General features: G+C 55.7%; 17 protein-coding genes and 3 pseudogenes. 9 read left to right on the top strand and 11 right to left on the bottom strand.

Going from position 1 to position 19,678, the window contains the following annotated elements; translation table 11 throughout:
- Positions 1-57: 57 nt before the first annotated feature.
- From ACFQAU_RS18205 to ACFQAU_RS18195, 3 genes and pseudogenes are all read left to right on the top strand, one after another.
- Positions 58-1,925 (top strand): annotated as a pseudogene (locus ACFQAU_RS18205) (polysaccharide biosynthesis protein).
- A 239-nt stretch (positions 1,926-2,164) separates the two neighbouring features.
- On the top strand, positions 2,165-2,920 hold the full coding sequence (locus tag ACFQAU_RS18200; RefSeq protein WP_386284200.1) for an IS5-like element ISPso2 family transposase: 756 nt from the start codon (positions 2,165-2,167) through the stop codon (positions 2,918-2,920).
- A gap of 282 nt (positions 2,921-3,202) precedes the next feature.
- Positions 3,203-3,760 (top strand): recombinase family protein, encoded by a 558-nt coding sequence (locus tag ACFQAU_RS18195; protein WP_132446697.1) that lies wholly within the window; start codon positions 3,203-3,205, stop codon positions 3,758-3,760.
- 133 nt (positions 3,761-3,893) lie between these two features.
- Here the strand turns inward: ACFQAU_RS18195 and ACFQAU_RS18190 are convergent, their stop codons facing one another.
- Positions 3,894-4,607, bottom strand: a complete 714-nt coding sequence (locus tag ACFQAU_RS18190) for an IS6 family transposase (RefSeq protein ID WP_132446699.1) — start codon at positions 4,605-4,607, stop codon at positions 3,894-3,896.
- A gap of 312 nt (positions 4,608-4,919) precedes the next feature.
- Between ACFQAU_RS18190 and ACFQAU_RS18185 the strand changes: the two genes are divergently transcribed.
- The gene (locus ACFQAU_RS18185) at positions 4,920-5,558 is read left to right on the top strand and encodes a P-loop NTPase family protein (RefSeq protein ID WP_132446701.1); all 639 of its coding nucleotides are present in this window, start codon (positions 4,920-4,922) and stop codon (positions 5,556-5,558) included.
- The gene (locus ACFQAU_RS18180) at positions 5,551-5,808 is read left to right on the top strand and encodes a hypothetical protein (RefSeq protein WP_132446703.1); all 258 of its coding nucleotides are present in this window, start codon (positions 5,551-5,553) and stop codon (positions 5,806-5,808) included. The genes ACFQAU_RS18185 and ACFQAU_RS18180 overlap by 8 nt, the downstream gene beginning before the upstream one ends.
- Positions 5,809-5,848: 40 nt before the next feature.
- Here the strand turns inward: ACFQAU_RS18180 and ACFQAU_RS18175 are convergent, their stop codons facing one another.
- Both ACFQAU_RS18175 and ACFQAU_RS18170 read right to left on the bottom strand, forming a co-directional pair.
- A complete protein-coding gene (locus ACFQAU_RS18175; RefSeq protein ID WP_386284192.1) occupies positions 5,849-7,135 on the bottom strand; it encodes a replication initiation protein in 1,287 nt (428 codons plus the stop codon).
- Positions 7,136-7,999: 864 nt separating this feature from the next.
- Positions 8,000-8,287 (bottom strand): annotated as a pseudogene (locus ACFQAU_RS18170) (DDE-type integrase/transposase/recombinase); the annotation flags it as partial.
- A gap of 170 nt (positions 8,288-8,457) precedes the next feature.
- Between ACFQAU_RS18170 and ACFQAU_RS18165 the strand changes: the two are divergent.
- Positions 8,458-9,573 (top strand): alpha/beta hydrolase family protein, encoded by a 1,116-nt coding sequence (locus ACFQAU_RS18165; RefSeq protein ID WP_132446707.1) that lies wholly within the window; start codon positions 8,458-8,460, stop codon positions 9,571-9,573.
- Here the strand turns inward: ACFQAU_RS18165 and ACFQAU_RS18160 are convergent.
- Positions 9,558-11,234 (bottom strand): type IV secretory system conjugative DNA transfer family protein, encoded by a 1,677-nt coding sequence (locus tag ACFQAU_RS18160; protein ID WP_132446709.1) that lies wholly within the window; start codon positions 11,232-11,234, stop codon positions 9,558-9,560. The two genes, ACFQAU_RS18165 and ACFQAU_RS18160, sit on opposite strands and share 16 nt — an antisense overlap.
- On the bottom strand, positions 11,209-11,532 hold the full coding sequence (locus tag ACFQAU_RS18155) for a mobilization protein (protein ID WP_386284180.1): 324 nt from the start codon (positions 11,530-11,532) through the stop codon (positions 11,209-11,211). Before ACFQAU_RS18155 ends, ACFQAU_RS18160 begins: the two co-directional genes overlap by 26 nt.
- Before the next feature lie 641 nt (positions 11,533-12,173).
- Between ACFQAU_RS18155 and mobQ the strand changes: the two genes are divergently transcribed.
- Complete coding sequence (mobQ, locus tag ACFQAU_RS18150) at positions 12,174-13,460, top strand: MobQ family relaxase (RefSeq protein WP_132446713.1); 1,287 nt, start codon at positions 12,174-12,176, stop codon at positions 13,458-13,460.
- On the opposite strand, the gene ACFQAU_RS18145 is transcribed toward mobQ, so the two are convergent.
- Complete coding sequence (locus ACFQAU_RS18145; protein WP_132446715.1) at positions 13,450-13,788, bottom strand: hypothetical protein; 339 nt, start codon at positions 13,786-13,788, stop codon at positions 13,450-13,452. The two genes, mobQ and ACFQAU_RS18145, sit on opposite strands and share 11 nt — an antisense overlap.
- Before the next feature lie 488 nt (positions 13,789-14,276).
- Between ACFQAU_RS18145 and ACFQAU_RS18140 the strand changes: the two genes are divergently transcribed.
- Positions 14,277-15,161: an ArdC family protein gene (locus tag ACFQAU_RS18140; protein WP_132446717.1), complete on the top strand. Its 885-nt coding sequence runs from the start codon at positions 14,277-14,279 to the stop codon at positions 15,159-15,161.
- A 74-nt stretch (positions 15,162-15,235) separates the two neighbouring features.
- Here ACFQAU_RS18140 and ACFQAU_RS18135 read toward each other — a convergent pair.
- From ACFQAU_RS18135 to ACFQAU_RS18120, 4 genes and pseudogenes are all read right to left on the bottom strand, one after another.
- Positions 15,236-15,574 (bottom strand): annotated as a pseudogene (locus tag ACFQAU_RS18135) (IS6 family transposase); the annotation flags it as partial.
- 99 nt (positions 15,575-15,673) lie between these two features.
- Positions 15,674-15,976 (bottom strand): hypothetical protein, encoded by a 303-nt coding sequence (locus ACFQAU_RS18130; protein ID WP_386284211.1) that lies wholly within the window; start codon positions 15,974-15,976, stop codon positions 15,674-15,676.
- Entirely contained in the window at positions 15,948-17,192 is a 1,245-nt protein-coding gene (locus ACFQAU_RS18125) for a M10 family metallopeptidase C-terminal domain-containing protein (protein WP_386284208.1), read from the bottom strand. Before ACFQAU_RS18125 ends, ACFQAU_RS18130 begins: the two co-directional genes overlap by 29 nt.
- On the bottom strand, positions 17,101-17,916 hold the full coding sequence (locus ACFQAU_RS18120) for a PPC domain-containing protein (RefSeq protein ID WP_386284169.1): 816 nt from the start codon (positions 17,914-17,916) through the stop codon (positions 17,101-17,103). The genes ACFQAU_RS18125 and ACFQAU_RS18120 overlap by 92 nt, the downstream gene beginning before the upstream one ends.
- A gap of 172 nt (positions 17,917-18,088) precedes the next feature.
- Between ACFQAU_RS18120 and ACFQAU_RS18115 the strand changes: the two genes are divergently transcribed.
- Positions 18,089-19,012, top strand: a complete 924-nt coding sequence (locus tag ACFQAU_RS18115; protein WP_132446721.1) for a glycosyltransferase — start codon at positions 18,089-18,091, stop codon at positions 19,010-19,012.
- Positions 19,013-19,016: 4 nt separating this feature from the next.
- Here the strand turns inward: ACFQAU_RS18115 and ACFQAU_RS18110 are convergent, their stop codons facing one another.
- Positions 19,017-19,676: an ABC transporter ATP-binding protein gene (locus ACFQAU_RS18110; RefSeq protein ID WP_132446723.1), complete on the bottom strand. Its 660-nt coding sequence runs from the start codon at positions 19,674-19,676 to the stop codon at positions 19,017-19,019.
- Between the last annotated feature and the right edge of the window lie 2 nt (positions 19,677-19,678).

Genomic DNA, 19,678 nt, shown 5'->3' with positions numbered 1-19,678 from the left:
TTTGATTATAGTGAGTAGACCAGTCGTAAAGGAGATGAAAGTGAAGCTGACAACCTAATGTTGAACCTGATTAAATCTCTCACAAGGCGGCACAAGCGCAATGTCATGCTGGCAGTGGATAGCATGTCGGTCATCCTCGCGGCCATTATTGTCTTCATGCTTCTTGAATTTCCTGGTGGCTTTCTGATGGCCCTTGGCGGATATGTGCCGATTTTACCCTACCTCGTGATTGTAACAGCTATTTGCTCAATCTGGCTGGGTGTCTGCACAGTTTCACTGAATGCCTTTGACAAGACTGCCGTTGGCATTACGGCCGCCTTGGCTCTGGTCCTTAGCGTCACCTCTTGGATTGCGACAGGCCTTTCCCGGCTTGATCTACCGATTGGGTTGCATGTGATGCTCGGCGTTATTTTCTTTGCACTAGTGGTGATCTCACGCGCTGCAATGTTGCGAGCTGTATTGGCGATCTACCGCCACAGCGCAGCGAGCTGCCGCGTGCTGATTTATGGTGCGGGAACTACTGGGACACAGCTGGTTTCGGCGCTGCGGAGCCATGAGACCATAGAGCCAATCGCCTTCATTGATGACAATGCGGCCTTGCAAGGCCTTAGGGTTGCCCATCTTCAGGTTCATTCTTCGGTGAAGCTCAAAGCGCTAGTGCAAGAAAAGCAGATTGACCGCGTATTGCTGGCAATGCCGTCACTGAGCGTACCAAAACAGGCACAGATCGCCCGCCAAATTGAGAAAATGGGTCTGGAAGTACAGGCCCTGCCTTCCTTTGCTCAGCTTGTCGGCGAAGAGGCGTTAGTGGAACAGCTGACCCCCTCTCACCGCACCGTTTTCTCAACCGGGACGAGGTGTCGCGAGGTATCGGCGATGCCGCGGCTTGCTACAAGGACAAGGTGGTTTTCATCTCGGGCGCCGGGGGTCAATTGGCTCGGAGCTTTGCCGCCAGATCCTAGAGTGCCGACCTTCCAAGCTGATCTTGTTCGAGTTGAGCGAACTTGCCCTCTATACCATCCATATGGAGCTGGGCCAGCTTGTAGAAGGCTCGGGAATCGAAGTGGTGCCGATACTGGGTTCGGTCACTGATGCCCGGCAGATGCAGAGGGTTCTGACAGGTCACGATGTTAATGTAGTCTTGCATGCCGCCGCCTATAAACATGTGTCATTGGTGGAGACAAATCCGTTGGCGGGCCTAGTAAACAACGTACTGGGTACACAAACGCTGGCCGAACAGTCCGTCAAAGTAGGGGTGGAGAGGTTTATTTTAATATCTTCCGATAAGGCTGTGCGCCCTACCAATGTCATGGGTGGTTCTAAGCGGCTGGCCGAGCTGGTGATCCAAAATATGGCACGCAAGAACACAGGCACGAGGAATACGATCTTCTCAATGGTGCGTTTTGGCAACGTGTTAGGATCGTCGGGTTCAGTTGTGCCGCTGTTCCAAGAGCAGCTGAGCAGGGGGGCCTCTGACGGTGACTGACCGTAGTGTAAACCGTTACTTCATGACCATTCAGGAAGCTGTGCGGCTGGTTTTGCAGGCCGGTGCTTTCGCGCAGGGGGAGGTCTTCGTACTCGATATGGGTAAACCAGTATCTATTCTCCAATTAGCGCGGCAAGTGGTGGAGGCTTCCGGATATACTGTGCGGGACGACGCCACTCCCGATGGCGATATCATGATTGAAATCATTGGTTTGCGTCCGGGTGAAAAGATGACCGAAGAACTGACACTTTGTAATGAGTTGATTGGCACCACGCATCCCAAGATTTTTTCGGCCCGAGAAGGCGGACTAAAGGAGTTTGAAGTCGCCGCTGCTTTACGTGACTTGCGCGAGGCGCTCATCGCCAGTGACGAAGACAAAGCGCGCGGCGTAGTGGGTCGATGGGTTGAGAGCCCTCTTCCAACACAAGTTACGCAATGACTGCGCAGGCTCTGCGGATACATAGATCTCCTTTGCTGCAGCCATTGTTGTCCATAGCCGGAAAGATAGGACACCGAACGAGCCTGTTGTTGCGGATAGGAACTATTAGGGCAATGGTGTTCTCGTTATGCGGTTTCTGGAAAAGGTTAACCCAGAGCGCGGTAGCGCTGCTCTAGGGTCAGGATGCATTGATTTCGCTCGCACAGCATGATTCACCGCTCGGAAAATGGAGCAGTGATATGAGCGATCTTTTCTGGCTGACCGACGCGCAGATGGCCCGTCTGGCTCCCTTCTTTCCCAAGTCACACGGGAAGCCCCGGGTAGATGACAAGAGGGTGCTGAGCGGGATTATCTTCATCAATCGCAATGGCTTGCGGTGGCGCGATGCGCCTGCTGCCTATGGTCCTCACAAGACGCTCTACAGCCGGTGGAAGCGTTGGAGCGAGAAGGGGATCTTCGCGCGGATGATGGCCGGGCTGGCGGCAGAACACGGCGAGAAGACGACCGTGATGATCGACGCGACGTATCTTAAAGCCCACCGAACGGCGACCAGTATGGCCGCCAAAAAGGGGCGTGGTCGCCTGATCGGTCGAACCAAAGGCGGCATGAACACCAAGCTGCACGCCATCTGCGACAGTCAGGGACGACCGATCGACCTGTTCGTCACCGCCGGACAGGTCAGTGATTACATCGGCGCACGGGCCCTGCTGAGCGGCCTGCCAAAGGTCAAATGGCTACTCGGGGATCGCGGCTATGATGCCGATTGGTTCAGAGAAGCGTTGCAGGACAAGGGCATACGCGCCTGCATCCCAGGCCGAAAGAAGCGCAAGACGCCGGTCAAATACGACAAGCGGAGATACAAGCGGCGCAATCGCATTGAGATCATGTTCGGAAGACTCAAGGACTGGAGGCGTGTGGCCACCCGATATGACCGATGCCCGAAGGTCTTCCTTTCGGCCATCGCCCTCGCCGCCCTCGTCATCTACTGGCTATGAATCCTGACCCTAATGGCATTGGCAATTAGTTCTTTCAACGATAGCGATCTGCCATTGCTGGAAATACGTGAAAGCGCCCGTCGCGCTCATAGGTGCCAATTAAACAGCTGATCACACCAATCCTCAACGCGCAGAGCCGTAATTTCGCCCCTTTGAGCATGGACGGCTGCTTTCAGACGAAAACCTCTTGCCAGAACACCCTAGCCAAAAACTCTAGTTTTTGTCGTCTTTTTAAGCTTCAATCTGTATGTCTTCAAAAAGCGCCAAAAACAGGGTGACAGAATGAGATGCGGATATGCGAGGGTTTCGACGGCTGATCAGAGGCACGACCTACAAGTCGACGCTCTCCAGCAGAGAGGATGCGAGGAGATCGTCCAGGAGGTGATGAGTGGTGCCAAATCACTGGCGAAACGGGATGCCCTACTTTCTCGGCTGGTCGAGGGTGACGAACTCGTGGTTTGGCGCCTAGACAGGCTCGGCCGGTCGACACTCGATGTGTTGGAGCAGCTCGAGGATCTCCAGCATCGCGGGATCCGGTTCGTTACCCTCGAGGGAAACTTCGACACCGGCACCCCAATGGGAAAAACGATGTTAACCATCATGGCGAGCCTGGCTGAACTCGAGCGGGAAACGTTGCGGGAGCGGGTGAAGAGCGGACTCGAGGCCGCCCGACGCCGTGGTGCAGAACTCGGCCGTCGCAGATCACTCAATGCCAGTCAACGCGAGCAGATCGTCACTTGGAGAGCTGAAGGCCAATCCTGGAGGCAGATTCAGCAGTTATTCGGAGGGCCCAACGCCATCTCGATCCGGACTCTTCAGAGAGCTACCGGAGCGCAGTAAATGTATCTCCTAAGCTCCCTGCCCTACTGGGAAAAATAAAGGGGTTCCCGCATATTGCAGTGGTCTAACAAGCAGACGGGACTGTTGCGTTAATCGACTACGGCCCGCAAGGATGCCGACATTGGAGACAGGGCTATGCAGGGGCGGGGTCGAACAGTCCCTCGATGAACGCGATCTCGACCGTAACTCTTGGTTGTCTGTGATGGACGTGACCGCGTTTGATCGTTCGTATTGTCTCGAGCCCGCTTAAGGTCGCCTTGGCGGATCGTAAGGATCGAAAGCTCTGACGGTATCCAAGGATCCGTTTCATAGCCGCGTGATCGCTCTCGATGAGGTTGTTGCGCAACTTCTTGTCGATATGCCGGATGCTGTCGAAATGTGGGTCATACCGGCGATTGATCTCGCGGATGACACGTCGATAGGTCGGGGCTTTATCGGTGACGATAGTGACCGGGCGATGGAGCCTTACACGCTCAATCGCTTTGTTAAGGAAGGCCTTGGCTGCCTTGGCATCCCGCCGAGCGGTCAGGCGGAAGTCAATCATCTGTTCGTTTGCATCGACAGCCCTCCACAGATAGCGCCACTTGCCGCCGACACGGATGTAGGTCTCATCGACATGCCAGTCGACGCTGGCCCGGCGTAGATGCTTTTCCGCTCGCTTGGTCAGCTCGGGGCCAAACTTCTGGACCCAGCTATACACGGTTGATCGGTCGACTATCGTGCCGCGCTCTTCCAGAAGATCGACAACATCTTGGTAAGACAGGGGATATCGCAGATACCAGCGCACGGCACACAGTATGATCTCACGTGGAAAGCGGTGATGCTTGAACGGCGATTTGCGCGGCATGTTGAACTCACAAATCACAATCCCCCTAAGAACTGCAATTAACGCAACAGCCCCATTCGATCAGCCTGAACCAAGAGCTCTCTGACCCGGCGATCACATTGCCTGAGCTTTAATCGTCTCCTCGAGGCTCCCTAGCTCGCTCAAAGTTTCTGTTATTTTGGTTATACCTATTTACCCAGTTAAACAGGTTTATCCTCTACCCGATACTAACTTTCCAGCGAAAAAAAGAAATTTCAGTTTAATCGATTTAACTTGAAAAATCGAAGCAACAAGTTATTTTCGTTATTTCAGTTTACCCATATAATCAGCAACATGAAAATAACCATCTACAACATGAAGGGCTCAGCGGGGAAAACCCCGCTTGCCGTGAACATCGCGCTTGACCGGGAATACGCCTTGGCGACCAACGAGCCCTACAACCTCTTGGACACCATCCTGCCCGAAGAGCGGCTTTTCTCACTACAACCCGATGAAGAGTTTCCGGACTTTCCTGAAGGAATAGACGTGGTGTTTGACCTAGCCGGTCTTATGTCGCGCGATGCACGGCCTAGTATTGTATCAGCGGTCTCACAGTCCGATGTGGTGTTGGTACCCATCTACAATGAGCTAAAGTGCATTCATGCCGGGATACACACAATCAACGAGCTTCTGCTCTACAACAAGAACATCGTCGTTGTGGCGACGAAGCTGGTGAAGCGGAAGGGTGAAGCCTTCAAGGATTGGGCTGACAGTGAGGACGCAAAGAATATCAAAGCCGTCGTGGATCATGCGATAGGGCAGGGGATAACGGTCCTTCCACTCAAGTTCTCACGCGTGTTTGATACCATCTTTGAACAAGAGCTTTCTATCCGTCAGATGATGGAGAAAGACGCCCTTGCACGCTATACTTATCGGGACGTGGCAGCACAGTTCGACATCTTACTTTCTTACCTTGAGCAGCATTATGCCTAAGAAAAATGACCTTTCCATATTCAAAAAAGTTGAATCGGGTAATTCGGTTAAACCGAGTGAACCTAAATCCATACTCGCGCCCAAAACTGTTGGGCGAAAACCGAAAAGTGCTGAAGATAAAGAGTCTGAGATTGTAGCGATCAAGTTCACCAAAGCTGAGCTTGCGAAGCTCGAAGAAAAGGCGGGCCTCGTTCCGAAGTCCACCTACCTCAAACATATCCTACGAAGCAAAACCGATATTTTCGATTGAATCGATTAAACTTGTATTTCGGTTTAACCTATTTAACCAGTTATTTTAGTTGTTCTTTAATCTCATTAATTTGCGCTTTTATGATATCCGGCTCCTGAGAGCCGTTTTTTTGTGCCCAAGCGGCAGGGGAGGGGAGGGTGAGCCCACGCGCTTCCCAAAATTTCTTGATATCTAGGAAGGTCAAACGATCTTTCCAACCATCCTTTTTGAAGGCGTTCACGTATATGCTGCTTCCTAGGCTGAGTTGAAACTTTGCTGTAACTGCCTCTCTCTCGCCCTCAGAGAGCAGCTGGAAGGCTTCTTCGATGATTTCCGCTGTATGCCAGCGGTATGCGGTTTCCGCCTCTCTCTGTGCCGTTTTGAGCGCTTCGAGCTTACGCTCTAGCTTCTCGCGGGTTTGTTTTGCGCTTTGCGCTACACTTTGAGCCTTCTTTTTCACCGCGTTTTCGTTGTGATAATCTTCCTCGATAGCCGACTTGAGGAACCCCGCCTTGGATGACTTAATTTTGCCTCTTGCGGCCTCATTACCGGCTAGGTCCAACTTATCGAAGATATACTCTTCATCATACTCAATCACCCAGGCGCGGGCGAGAGTTTTGGAGATTCCCTGCGCTAACAACGCTTTATATGCACTTCGGTCAGTAATCTCATCCTCAGTATCCATGCCGACCAAAGACTGTTGAGCATTCGGTCTCACGATGAAACGCAGGCCGGTGACCATTCGACCTTTCATGCGTGTTTCCATCTCAATTTGGATGTTTGAGAGCTTATTCACTTCCTTCATCGCAGGTTGGATCACGTTGCGATTGAGGGCTTTGAACGGCTTGTAACTGGGCATCATATCTACCGCCATGAGCTTGCGGAACACTTCGATATCCCACCAAGCGGTGTGACCAATCCCTTCAAAACGATAGCAGTTTTCATAGAGCACCAACGCATGGGCGCTGTTCATCTCACGCAAAACGCTCAGATTGATTTTAGAGTACACATCAGGGTGATAGAGTTTTTCGGCCAAAGCACGTTCATAACGATAGGTGCAGGTTCCGCCTTTGATCTTTGCGTATGGAAGCAGCACCATCGCTTCCCAAGATCGTTCGCCATCCTCTTCAAGCACGTCAAACTCCACAACAGTCTCCATGAGACCCTTGAGAGCTCCCTTGAGGTAGCCGATATTCTTGCTATCGAAACCTATCATCTCACAGAGCACTGAAGCGCTGATATGATGCTCTTTCCCGGTGAGAAGTTGGTCATAGGCATTGTAGAGCAGAGCATTGACAAGCTTCCTCTGAAGCAGCGAAAGTTTCGCACCGATATGAATCGCTGCCACGTGCTTCTTCAGTATCTGATTGTTTTTATTAGGTCTTTTTAGTTCACTTCTCATGGTGTAAATTCTAAACGATATCTTTACACCATTCTATCGCTTTTTTCTAAGAACGCAGGTTTTTCTATGTTGGTCAGCAGAGAGGACCGACAGAAACAAGTAAGCTGCCCCATAAACGTACACCTGAAGGAAGCCTCTCACCCCATAAACATACACCTGAGCGAGATCACTCCGCTCGAAAGCCGCTTTGTTTTTTGAAGAAAATGAAGGGGTTATGTCAGTGACCCCATAAACATACACCTTCACCCCACAAATATACACCTATCGGCGGCAAACATCATTTTTTTGGCTTACTTATCAGGGTTTTAAGGGTCAGGCATGGTGACCCCATAAACATACACCCAAAGCCCCATATTTATACACCTGTCGCCCCACAAACATACACCTCAGGGAGCGAAAAAACCCATAAACATACACCTGTTGCCCCATAAACATACACCTAAAACCCCGCAACGTCTTGTTTAAAAACCGTTATTTATCTCCTAAACGTATTAAACGTTGTTCTATTAAACATATTAAACAACAACAGGGAGTCTTTCGGCACCCTGCGGTTTGGTTGATGTTTTCTGTTTTTAAAAATAAAAAATATGGAAGGGAACTGTCTCACCGAGTAACCACGCGTTAAGTTTGCGGCTGTAGATTTACTCACCATTCACGATCCAATTCCCGTGCGATCCGGTCCAGATCAACCAAACCGCCCTTTGCAGACGAAAATTCCCGGCTTCTGCAAGCTCTTCACGAAACCTCTCCATCAGGGACTGTTGCGTTAATCGACTACGGCCCGCAAGGATGCCGACATTGGAGACAGGGCTATGCAGGGGCGGGGTCGAACAGTCCCTCGATGAACGCGATCTCGCCCGTAACTCTTGGTTGTCTGTGATGGACGTGACCGCGTTTGATCGTTCGTATTGTCTCGAGCCCACTTAAGGTCGCCTTGGCGGATCGTAAGGATCGAAAGCTCTGACGGTATCCAAGGATCCGTTTCATAGCCGCGTGATCGCTCTCGATGAGGTTGTTGCGCAACTTCTTGTCGATATGCCGGATGCTGTCGAAATGTGGGTCATACCGGCGATTGATCTCGCGGATGACACGTCGAAATTCCTAAAGTCAAATGACAACACCCGGACCGAGCTAAAGCAGGCAGAATTTCAAGTGATCAACCTTTTCTTGGGGTTCAAATTTGTCAACCATCTGGAACATTTGAGCTATCAGCAATATTTATTTGTTTATCTAAAAAACCGATCTGATACGAAAATCAGGAGAGCCATATGTTCCAACAGCTAGCGCGCCGCCATGACTGTAAGCACATCCAAAAATCCTTGGATCGGCAGGAACGTCTTGCTCATAATCGCATCGATTTTAATCATGACACCTCTGCTGCCTTCGCGGTCAATGAACTCGCTGACCAATACTCGCCAGACTTTGACCTGACCTGTTGGTCTATCAACGAAGGGGAACAGTTTTATTCTCCGATCTTCTTGCCTGAGCCACTAGAGGTCACAGGCAACAGCGTTCTATTTCAGTCAGACATCACTACATCCATGATTGAAAACAACACGTTTGAGTGTGTCGTAACCGGCAGTGGCTCAAAAGAGCATGCAATTGTTGTCTTTCATCATTGGTACGCCCGGAACCGATACCCGAAATTTGCGAAATTCTTCGCATCGAAGGGAATAACAGTCGTCGAGGCAACGCTTCCGTACCACTTTGGTCGTGGCAGCAGTGACTCTGCCGAAGACAATTTTTTGAGCGCGGATATCGGACGCACTGTTCGGGCAATGAGGCAAGCCGTGGTGGATGGCCGTAAAATCGTTGGCTGGCTTCATGAGCTTGGCTTTGCGAAGATATCTGTCGTGGGCATGTGTATCGGTGGCACCGTTGCCGGTTTGATCGCCGCGCAAGACGAGAAGGTCGACAAAGCCGTTCTAATGGTGACGCCAATGAGTCCTGCCGATCTTGTCTGGACCGCCGAGACCATGAAACCGCTTCGGGAACGTATCGAACCCAACATGTCTCTAGAGGAGCTGAGAGCTGCCTGGAGCATCATCAGCCTGAACATGCACACGTTTGGTCTCACCCGCCGGGGGCTGGAAAAGATGGTCATCCTGGGTGAAGAGGACACTATCGCGCGCCCGGAAAGGTCAGAATGGATGATAAAGTTTTTACAAGAAACCGGACACTCACCCGAGCTTCTACGGCTTGGCTGTGGACATTCATCCATCGGAGTCTTTCCGTACAATCTGGTTGCGGCCTGGAAGGTTCTGCATTTCTTGAAGGAATGGCCAACATGGCAAGAGCTATGGGATGCGCGCCTTTTGATAGGTGGTATTGACTTGACCGAAGGACCACGGAAATACAGATTTTTTGATCACTGGAGATCTTGAGGGACGAACAGCCCCTTGAACTCGGGATCAACATAGTAGCGCAGCTTTTGCGCGACGGCGGTGGCGTGGCCCTGCACGCGCAGGAGCTGGTTTTCCGGGCGGAGCTGCATGATTTCATCGGGGGTGAGCAGATCGCGGCCCGTGATGTTGTTCGAGAAGCTGGGGCTATCACCCGGCTTGAAGCTGTCGGTCTGGAACCCGGCAGTTTCTTGTCCCATCATCTGGCTCAGCCACTTGGCCGTCTCAAAGTCATTCACCCCGAAGACCTGCTGCACCCCGGCATTGGCAATGAAGGTGCCCGCACGTTCGCCGTAGAGGTCCTTGAGCTGGCTCATGTCCTGCAGGATCGGCCAGAGCTGCAAGCCATAGCCTGCCATAAGCCCCATGGCGCGCTCCACGGCCTCCAGACGGCCCAGAGCAGCAAACTCATCCAGCAGGAACAGCGTGGGCGTCCTGAGGCGCTGTGTGTCCCCCTGAGCGCCTGCAGGGCCACTGAGAGGCTTCACGGACGCCTCGGCATCCCGTGCAATGTCCTGAAGGGCCTGAGACACCAGAAGGCGCAGCCAGCGGCTGTAAGCATCCATTCGGTTAGGTGGCAGCACCAAGAACACCGAGGTGATACGGTGGCGCAGATCGGAGAAGTGGAAATCCGACCGCGCCGTGACCTTGGCAATGCGCGGGCTGTCCAGGAAATGCGTGTGCCGCTGTGCGTTCGACAGGACCGAGGCGGCTTCCCGATCCGCTTTGCCAAGGAAGCGGTTGGCGGCGCGGGCGATAAGCCCACCCGCCGCATCGCTGTCCTGCATCAGCTCCAGCAGCGCGCGCAGCTTTTCCGGGGGCAGGGTGAGATATTCCCGGACGGTGGCGAGAGACCGGCGGTCGCGATCCTCGTGGCAGACGCAGAACATGATCAGACCGCCGAGGATGGCCTTGGCCTCCTCGTTCCAATGCGCTTCCGTGACCTGTCCCGGCGGGTCCATGACCAGCGCCTCTGTCAGGGAGGCTGCATCCTCGCCCAGATCAAGGCTGTCCGGTGTCAGCCGGTCGAGCGGGTTGTAGGCAGCAGACGGCATCCCGGAGACTTCGAAGGGATCGAGGACATGGACCGTTCCGAACCGCCGCCGGGCTTCCCCCGCGATCCGGGCATTCTCGCCCTTGGGATCGATGACCAGCACCGAGCGCTCCGCCGCCAGCAGGTTCGGGATGACGGTGCCGACGCCTTTCCCGGCCCGTGTCGGGGCGAGGGTGATCAGATGGGCGGGGCCGTTGTAGCGCAGCAGCCGCCCGGTGTGCGGGTTGCGCCCGATCAGGAGGCCGTCATTCCCCTGGAGCTTCTTCAGCTCCTTGCGGCTGGCGAAGCGGGCCGAGCCGTGGCTGTCGCCGGTCAGCCCGAAGAAGGCATCGGCCCCGGAGGTCTTGCGCCAATACTGGAACCCGAAGACAGCGCCGATGAGGACAGGCGGCGCGATGATGACCCATTCCCAGGCAGAGTGACCAAGCGGAGGTCCGAAGGCTGTCATGGCCACGACGCCCCCGATGATGAACCCGATCATCGCACCGAACAGAACAGCGCCGATCATCCAGCCCAACAGGATGGGGGTGAAGATCATCCGACCGAAGAACCGGAACAGGCCGTCAAAGAGGCGGATCACGCCCCGCATCAGGACGGCGTGTCCGGGTCAGAGCTGGACGGGGCAGGGGAGGCAGTACCAGAGGGGCCACCCAGTCCGCGAAGGCCTTGCGGTCCTGTTCACGGGCGAGGTTGCGGATCAGCCGGTCGAGCATGGTGGCGGCACCGGAATCCCGTTCCGCCAGATCGAGGAGCGCGCCGCCCAGGATCACCTTGCGCCGCGTATCCAGCTTGCGCTGTTTGGTGGCTTCCCGGTTCTTCAGCGCCTGAAGACGGGCCTTGGCCTGGGCGTAGCGTTTCTCGGCGCGCTCAAGTTCTGTTTCTGCCAATGCGCGTCTCCATCTTTGAAAAGAGCAGGTGGACAGGTTGGTCTTGTCAGATCGAGCGATAGCGCTTACCCGTAGGCCTGTAAAGGACAAGGGCGCACTTATGCAAACTCTTCACCTACGGTTCCGAGATTTGCGTGCGATCTCTCTGGGGCAAAGCCCCGGCCGATGGCCATCCCCTTCGCTGCGTGCCGCCGCGACATGGAAGGGCGCGCTGCCCCTTCCAAACCATCCCAGCCCAACCTCAGCGGTTGGATCGCGTCCCGCAAGGTTACGCCAGCGTTTAGCCCGATGCCCCACGGTGGGGGCCGGTCTGCCGCTGGCGTCTCCTTGCGGGAGGTTCGTGTCGTCGGACCTGACGGTGCCAACACGAACCGGGTTTGCCCCCGGCAAACCGCCAGTGATCTGTCCCCATATCCCGCCCCCCATGAGGCTGGGGATCTGGAGGCAGATCACTGGCAAGCCCGTGCCTCAGAGGTGTGTTGCACCCCTTCAACCGGGCTGTCTTTTCCCCTCGGACCGCGCCGGTTACGGGCGCACTCTTGCGAAGAAAAGACGGCTGATCCGGTGGCCAATATCGGGACACCGGCACGGATCAGCTCCGGCGCGTGGGCGCGTTTGCATCACAGGCGAGGGGAGGGCGCATGGCCAGCTACCACCTCTCCGTGAAGACGATCAAACGCAGTGCCGGGCGCTCCGCCACGGCGGCAGCGGCCTACCGTGTCGGAGAGCGCATCGAGTGCCAGCGCGAAGGCCGCGTCCACGATTACACCCGCAAGCAGGGGATCGAGGAGACCTTCATTCTGACGCCCAAGGACGCGCCGGACTGGGCCTCGGACCGGTCCCGCCTCTGGAACGAGGTCGAGGCCAGCGAGACCCGCCGCAACTCCGTCACCGCCCGCGAATGGGAGCTGGCCCTGCCGTCCGAGATCAGCGCCGAGGACCGCTCGCAGATCACCCGCGACTTCGCCCAAAAGCTGGTCAGCCGCTACGGCGTGGCCGTCGATGTGGCGATCCATGCGCCCCACCGCGAAGGTGATCAGCGCAATCACCACGCCCATGTTCTGACGTCCACCCGCAAGCTGGAAGCCGGGGGCTTTACCGCCAAAACCCGCGTGCTCGATTCCGCCAAGACCGGCGGCGTGGAGATCGAGCAGATGCGCGGCCTCTGGGCCGAGTTGCAGAACCGCGCGCTGGAGCGTGTCGGCAAAGTGGAGCGTGTCGATCACCGGTCGCTTGAGAAGCAGCGCAAGACGGCGCTGGATCGTGGCGACAAGCTGGCGGCTGAGGAGCTGGACCGCGACCCCGAGCTGAAGCTGGGGCCCGCGGCCAATTCCATGGAGCGGCGGGCGAAAGCTGTGGCCGAGCGTCAGGGCCGGGAATACGTTCCCGTCACCGAGCGCGGGGCCGTGGTCCATGCCGCCCGCCAGGCGCGCGCCGCTTTCCGCGAAATGCGTGAGCGGCTGGATATCGTGCGGGAGACCTATAGCATCGAGCGCGAGGCGGGGCAGGGGCGTGTCTCTGCCGGTCTGGCCGCACTCAGGGCTGCGACTTCGAAAGAACGCGGCGAACGCAACCCGGAGGATTTCGGGGAGCGTCTGGCGCAGGTCGTGGGCCGGTCACGGGATCAGGACGACACGCCGAAGCCGGAAGGCCGCAATTACGCGCGAGAGCGGCTGAAGGAGATCATGGAGAAGGACGCCGGGCGCGACGGCCAGGCGGCGGTTCACAAGCTGGACGGTCACAGCGAGTATGATCTGGGCGAGGACACAAGCCGCGAGGCGCGCAAGCCGTCCGTCAACGAGCGGCTGAAGGATGTGCTGAACAAACCGCGCGAGCGGCTAGAAATTGAGGACGAGCGCGACCAGGAGAAGGATCAGGAGGTCGAGAAGGATAGGGATATCGACCGTGATCCAGGTCTCAGTCACTGACGAGGCGATGAGAGGTCGTTTCCCCATTCTTCATGGGAATGCTCGCCTGAGAGAACCCGACACCAACAAGGAATGAAATCACGCCGGTTGCCGTCTTGAATTCGCGCATCCTGATCGCATTCTGCGTCATGCGCGTTCTGGCAGTGACAAGGATTTTCTCCTGCCCATCACTCCCAACCGTCCGCATGATCCACAGGCCGTACCAGCTTGGTCCCTTGCGTTCAGGATCGGCTTTGCACAGCACTTCGACCGTGTGTCCCTCCTCAGCAAGTGCCCGAAGGCCTTGTTCGGTGGTGACGTTTAGTTCGAGGTCAATCGTCTGGTTCATCGCGCATACCAACAGAAACAATGATGGTCGTCTTGTGCCTGAATCTAACGAAGGCATCAATCGTATATTATCGAGTTAGATGTGGCTCGATAGAGTTCAGTGATCCCGGCGCACGCCGGTCTCGCTTTGAGCGATAGACAGGGCAGGGGTTCGACGGGCTGACACCCACTCACCCCGGTCCTGACAGGTTCCAAATCCTGTTGATCCGCCTGCCATCCCGGCAGGTCCGAGAAAACCGGCAAGCGCCGCCCTTGGCGTCGGTTCCGGTCGAGAATTCCGGTTCCTCCCACGCGCAGGCGCGCGGTTCCCTCCCAAATTCACGCCCTCCACCCGGTTGTCACGGCCCCGCCAGGCCGCAGGACGGGCTTTGCCCTTACCTACTCTGCCCTTCGGACTGCATGGGCATTCCAAAGATCAGAACAGGAAGGCCCGCCCATTGGCGGAAAGGGGAGCAGACCCGGACCGCGTCACGCGAAGGAGGGTCACAAATGACCGCAGAGAAGTTTGACGTTTATTCCCATGTCACCAATCAGATCATCGCGCAGATCGAGGCGGGAACGCCGCCTTGGCGCAAGCCGTGGACCGGCGGCGGGGGAGGGGTCAGCCTGCCGGAACGGTTCAACGGCGAGGCCTATCGGGGCATCAACATCCTGATGCTTTGGGCAACCGCGATGGCCAAGGATTACAGCTCAGCCCGCTGGATGACGTTCAATCAGGCCAAGCAGCTTGGGGGTCATGTCCGTAAGGGCGAGAAATCCGCAACCGTGGTGAAATACGGCACCGTCGAGCGCGAGGACGAGAACGGCGAAGAACGCCAGATCCCCTATGCCAAGGCCTACCGCGTGTTCAACGCCGACCAGATCGAGGGCTTGCCCGCTGAATTCTACATCCTGCCCGATCCGCCCCGTGATCTTGGCACCGTAGCCGACCCCGAGCTGGAGGCGTTATTTGCTGCGACCGGTGCGCAGATCGACGTGACTGAGGAGCCGCGCGCCTATTACAACATCAAGACCGACTGCATCCACATGCCGCCGATTGGTACGTTCTATCGGGCCTCAGGGTATTACGGCACCTTGGCGCATGAGCTGACCCACTGGACAGGGGCGACAAAGCGGCTGGACCGTTTGGAGCGGTTCAGTGATCGCAAGGCCTATGCGTTCGAAGAGCTGGTCGCGGAAATCGGAAACTGCATGCTTTGCGCGCAAATCGGGGTGGAGCCTGAATTTGATCAGAGCGCGGCTTATGTCGAAGGATGGCTTGAGGCTATGCAGGAAGACAGCCGCGCGATTTTCTGCGCCGCGTCCGAGGCGCAGAAGGCAGTGGATTACATCATGGACCGCACCGCGCAGGCCGACCGGATGGCCGCAGAGTAAACGCTCGTTCCGCCGAAATGATCAAGGCCCCCATCAGTAGGCGGGGTGCGTTTGCGTTATGGCGCGATCCTAGTGGCATCCCGCCGAGCGGTCAGGCGGAAGTCAATCATCTGTTCGTTTGCATCGACAGCCCTCCACAGATAGCGCCACTTGCCGCCGACACGGATGTAGGTCTCATCGACATGCCAGTCGACGCTGGCCCGGCGTAGATGCTTTTCCGTTCGCTTGGTCAGCTCGGGGCCAAACTTCTGGACCCAGCTATACACGGTTGATCGGTCGACTATCGTGCCGCGCTCTTCCAGAAGATCGACAACATCTTGGTAAGACAGGGGATATCGCAGATACCAGCGCACGGCACACAGTATGATCTCACGTGGAAAGCGGTGATGCTTGAACGGCGATTTGCGCGGCATGTTCGAACTCACAAATCACAATCCCCCTAAGAACTGCAATTAACGCAACAGCCCCCGTCTGGGGGCCTACAGAATGGCCGCAGTATCGACGACGTCGCTTCAGAATATCAGCACATCCTCTGCGAGGTCCGACAGGCTATCCAACGATTCCAGTCTCAGGGCATTTCCGCCGCCAAAGTCGAACACCACCTGCCCACCAACGATATTGGCGAAGTTATCCACGACCTGCTGGGCTGTCAGTCCTGCCACGGAAGTGATCTCCGAGGCTTGGATCGCGATACGGTCAGTATGGGCATGGTTGAAGTCCTCCACCACATCATTGCCGCCGTTGAACACAAAGGTATCATTATGGCTGCCCCCACGGAGGGTGTCGTTACCAGCCCCCATCCAAACGATCCGCATGGGCTCCACCATTGAGGTAATCATCCCCCGCCCGACCAAAGAGCTGATCAGATCCTTCACGGCCAAACAGCCGATTGTCGCTAAGATCTCCATAAATCACATCTGCAAAAGACCCGCCTGCCAGATCCTCGATGGAATCATAGCTGTCGCCCGCCGCCTCACCGGTATTGTTGCCGCTGTTCATGAGATCCAACACAAGCGCCGTTAGGCTTTCGGAATACTGTGCCCTGTCGCGATGAACGCCTCCGATCAGCATATCAGCCCCCACACCACCGAACAACACGTCATCGCCAATGCCACCCTCCAGCGTATCAACACCACGTCGCCCAAAGATGTAATCTACATTGGCCATCCCTTGGATCTGGTTATCGCCAAATGTGCCTCGCAGGTTATCAAACCCTTGCGAGCCAATCAGGTTCTCAATGCTGTCATATGTATCGCCCTCAGCGATGTTGGTGTTGATGTCGGCAAACATCAGATCAACCCGGAGCGATCCCCGAGAGCCTGTGTAGTCCACTGTGTCGATACCAGCGCCGCCAATCAGGGAATCAGCGCCCGCACCCCCGCGCAAAATGTTGTCGCCAGCATTGCCGATCAATGTGTCATCACCGGATCCGCCAGTGGCATTTTCGATCTCCACCCCCGCAGCAATCGTAAAACCTCCCGCAATCCCTGTAGCGCGCGACAAGTATCCGCCACCACCTTCTTCCCCGAGCAACGTTGCTGCCCGCAGATCAATAAAGACATCCTGTGTCCCGACATACCGCACCACGTCAATGCCCCCGGTATCCCAGATGGCATGCCAGTGCGTTCCCGCGCCGTTGGTTCTGTCAAGGGCATAGACATTATTGCCCGATGCCGTAGTTGTGTTAGCCCCATAGGCCTGTTGGAGCAGCGCGATATCCAGCGCCATTGGTCCGGCCTCAGCCCCGTACACGTAATCAAAGGATGTGCCAGTCCCCGCCTCGCCAAGATTAAAGCCACGGTTATAAGACATCGTAGTATAGACGCCTTGATTCAACCCGTCTTGGCCGTAGGTGTTAAACGGCGCGCTCACCCCCGGCATGATCTCGGAGGAGCCACCCGTATCATGCGGATGCGCCAATCCAAGGCCATGCAAGACTTCATGTGCGATGGTTTGATATCCCAGCCCCCGCTTCCAGTGTGCCGCCGGATGAGCGGTCCCACTCGGAACCATTGAAAACACCCAGGCCACTGAGCAATCCATTTCCCGGCGGATAGAATAGACCCAGCAGCCCGGATTCCATTTCGTTGGTATCCAAGATCATGCGGAAATCGGCACCGGAAGGTGCGTTTGCAAATGTGAAGGTTAGGTTGCTCACCGCCTCGATCTCGTCAAAGGCTGCGCGAAAGCGGGCGACTTCATAGGCATTGAAACCTTCGGCGATGAACCCACCCTCCGAGAATCCGGCCGTGCCAAAATAAACGGTCACATTATTATTGGAGACGCGTGTACCCCAATTGATCGTATCAAGCGGGTCATATGCCTCAGGCTGCACCTCAGTCACTTCGATCTGATAGGTTCCAGTGTTGCTTCCATATGCCCCAGCCTCGATATAATATAGACCGTTGGAGGGAACGGTGAACGTGATCAGGGAATCAAGGCCCGCGCCACCATCATCGTTGGCAGCCAGCTCTGTGCCACTCGCATTGCGCAGCCGTAGGTAGGGGTCAGTTAATCCCACGCCGTTCTGCGAAATCTGCACGGTTTGCCCCTCTGTTAGAGTCACGGCGAACCAATCGCGATCGTTGGCTGTTTCGATATCACCAGTGGCGGTGCCATCCACTGTCACTTCCCCAGTCGTAGCCGGGCTTGCAGGGAAATCATCCCCCGACGCGATTTCGGAAGTAACAGAGCTCAGCCGTCCCAAATCGTCCTCTGGACCAGTTATGACATTGGCAAAAGCTGTTGAGGGCATTGTGCTGCTCCTAAAACAAATGAACGTTACTCTATTAATGCCTATTTTACCTTAAAGCTAAACCCACGAAGTAAAGTCTTCCTGAGCTGTTTCCAATGTTCGACCAGGGCGAGAGATCCATTTCTACAGCAAGGCTATGGATTCTATGTAAAAACCGTTTAATTATACACATATGCTCACCAAAACCCCTTTACTGACCATAGCGCTTTGCACTTTTAACGGGGCGGCTTATCTACGGGAGCAATTGGACAGCTATCTGGTTCAGAATCATACACATTGGCAGCTTTGGGTCAGTGATGACGGCTCCAATGATGCCACTCTCGACATTCTACAGGAGTTTGATCGCCGCCATGGCAATCGGCATCCGGTGCGCGTAATCAAGGGTCCAGGACAAGGCGTGGCCACAAATTTTATGTCGCTGCTCTGTCATCCTGAATTCCCCACCGGTCCGGTGGCACTGTCAGATCAAGACGATGTCTGGCTTGATCACAAACTCACCCGCGCGATAGCACAAATCCAAGACTATGAGGGGCTGGTGATTTACGGCGCGCAGAGCCTCCATGTGGATAACACACTCCGGGCGATCGGTCGCTCCAGAACCTTAGGAAGCCGCCCGAGCTTCGGCAATGCGCTGGTGCAGAATGTAATCAGCGGCCACAGCTGCGTGCTCTCTGCTGAGGCATTGGAGCTGGTGCGCCGCGCTGGAGTGCCAATGGGCGTCCCTTATCACGACTGGTGGCTTTACCTGTTGATTTCAGGCGCCGGTGGGCAGGTTATAGTTGATGATGCCACTGCCCTCCTTTACCGTCAGCATGACAGCAACTTGATGGGTGCCCATCGTGGGCAGCGCGCCAGAATTACCCGCGCTCGTCAGGTGTTGAGGTCGGAATATGGAAACTGGGTGGGCGCCAATGCCGCCGCGCTAGCAACCCGCGCGCAGCTACTCGACCCAATGGCACGACAGATACTTGAAAATTTCCGGGAACCTGCAGCCGGCCCCACCCGCATTGCGCAGCTGCGTCGTTTGGGCATCGCACGGCAGGGACGCCTTGGCACCGCATGTCTATATGCCGCTGCTGCTTTAGGACGGCTCTGAAGCACTAGCCTTTAGCCATATTTCCATTGTGGTGATCAATGGCCTCGTTCACATCATCATAATAGTAAAGCTTCCCATTTTCGAGCACCGCGCCCGCGTCACACATCTCACGGATCTGACCCATGCCATGCGAGACCACCACGGCACCTGCATGTTCCATCCGCGCACGAAACACCTCGCCACTTTTCTTGCGAAACGCCGCGTCCCCCACGGAAGTCACTTCATCCACGAGATAGGTATCAAAGGGTACGGCCATGGAAACCCCAAAGGCCAGCCGTGACTTCATACCCGAAGAATAGGTGCGAAATGGCAAGTTGAAATGTCCACCCAAATTGGCAAAATCACCCACAAAGTCGATCATTTCCTCCGTATCGACCCCATAAATCCGAGCGATAAACCTCGCATTCTGCGCGCCCGTCAATTCTCCATGAAACGATCCAGCGAACCCTACCGGCCAAGAGATCGTACCGTGCGAGATAATCTGACCTTCGGTCGGATCCATAGTACCGGCAATCATCTTAAGGAGGGTCGATTTACCAGCACCATTGCGCCCCAGAAGCCCAACTGCGCGTCCGGCGGGAAACACCAGATTGATATTGTCGGCCACCACCTTGCGTTGGCCACGGATGAAAAATCGTTTGGTAAGGTCGCGAAACTCAATCATAT

The organism is Sulfitobacter profundi, assembly GCF_042661425.1.
In the GTDB taxonomy this organism is placed as follows: domain Bacteria; phylum Pseudomonadota; class Alphaproteobacteria; order Rhodobacterales; family Rhodobacteraceae; genus Sulfitobacter; species Sulfitobacter profundi.
The sequence above is the reverse complement of the archived record's forward strand: the minus strand, read 5'-3'. Positions and strand labels throughout refer to the sequence as shown.

What these genes read in the sequence shown, in the direction of transcription:
- ACFQAU_RS18200 (WP_386284200.1), top strand. Translation starts at nt 2,165, where the DNA reads ATGAGCGATCTTTTCTGGCTGACCGACGCGCAGATGGCCCGTCTGGCT.
- ACFQAU_RS18195 (WP_132446697.1), top strand. Translation starts at nt 3,203, where the DNA reads ATGAGATGCGGATATGCGAGGGTTTCGACGGCTGATCAGAGGCACGAC.
- ACFQAU_RS18190 (WP_132446699.1), bottom strand. Translation starts at nt 4,607, where the DNA reads ATGCCGCGCAAATCGCCGTTCAAGCATCACCGCTTTCCACGTGAGATC.
- ACFQAU_RS18185 (WP_132446701.1), top strand. Translation starts at nt 4,920, where the DNA reads ATGAAAATAACCATCTACAACATGAAGGGCTCAGCGGGGAAAACCCCG.
- ACFQAU_RS18180 (WP_132446703.1), top strand. Translation starts at nt 5,551, where the DNA reads ATGCCTAAGAAAAATGACCTTTCCATATTCAAAAAAGTTGAATCGGGT.
- ACFQAU_RS18165 (WP_132446707.1), top strand. Translation starts at nt 8,458, where the DNA reads ATGTTCCAACAGCTAGCGCGCCGCCATGACTGTAAGCACATCCAAAAA.
- ACFQAU_RS18160 (WP_132446709.1), bottom strand. Translation starts at nt 11,234, where the DNA reads ATGCGGGGCGTGATCCGCCTCTTTGACGGCCTGTTCCGGTTCTTCGGT.
- mobQ (WP_132446713.1), top strand. Translation starts at nt 12,174, where the DNA reads ATGGCCAGCTACCACCTCTCCGTGAAGACGATCAAACGCAGTGCCGGG.
- ACFQAU_RS18145 (WP_132446715.1), bottom strand. Translation starts at nt 13,788, where the DNA reads ATGAACCAGACGATTGACCTCGAACTAAACGTCACCACCGAACAAGGC.
- ACFQAU_RS18140 (WP_132446717.1), top strand. Translation starts at nt 14,277, where the DNA reads ATGACCGCAGAGAAGTTTGACGTTTATTCCCATGTCACCAATCAGATC.
- ACFQAU_RS18130 (WP_386284211.1), bottom strand. Translation starts at nt 15,976, where the DNA reads ATGCGGATCGTTTGGATGGGGGCTGGTAACGACACCCTCCGTGGGGGC.
- ACFQAU_RS18120 (WP_386284169.1), bottom strand. Translation starts at nt 17,916, where the DNA reads ATGCCCTCAACAGCTTTTGCCAATGTCATAACTGGTCCAGAGGACGAT.
- ACFQAU_RS18115 (WP_132446721.1), top strand. Translation starts at nt 18,089, where the DNA reads ATGCTCACCAAAACCCCTTTACTGACCATAGCGCTTTGCACTTTTAAC.
- ACFQAU_RS18110 (WP_132446723.1), bottom strand. Translation starts at nt 19,676, where the DNA reads ATGATTGAGTTTCGCGACCTTACCAAACGATTTTTCATCCGTGGCCAA.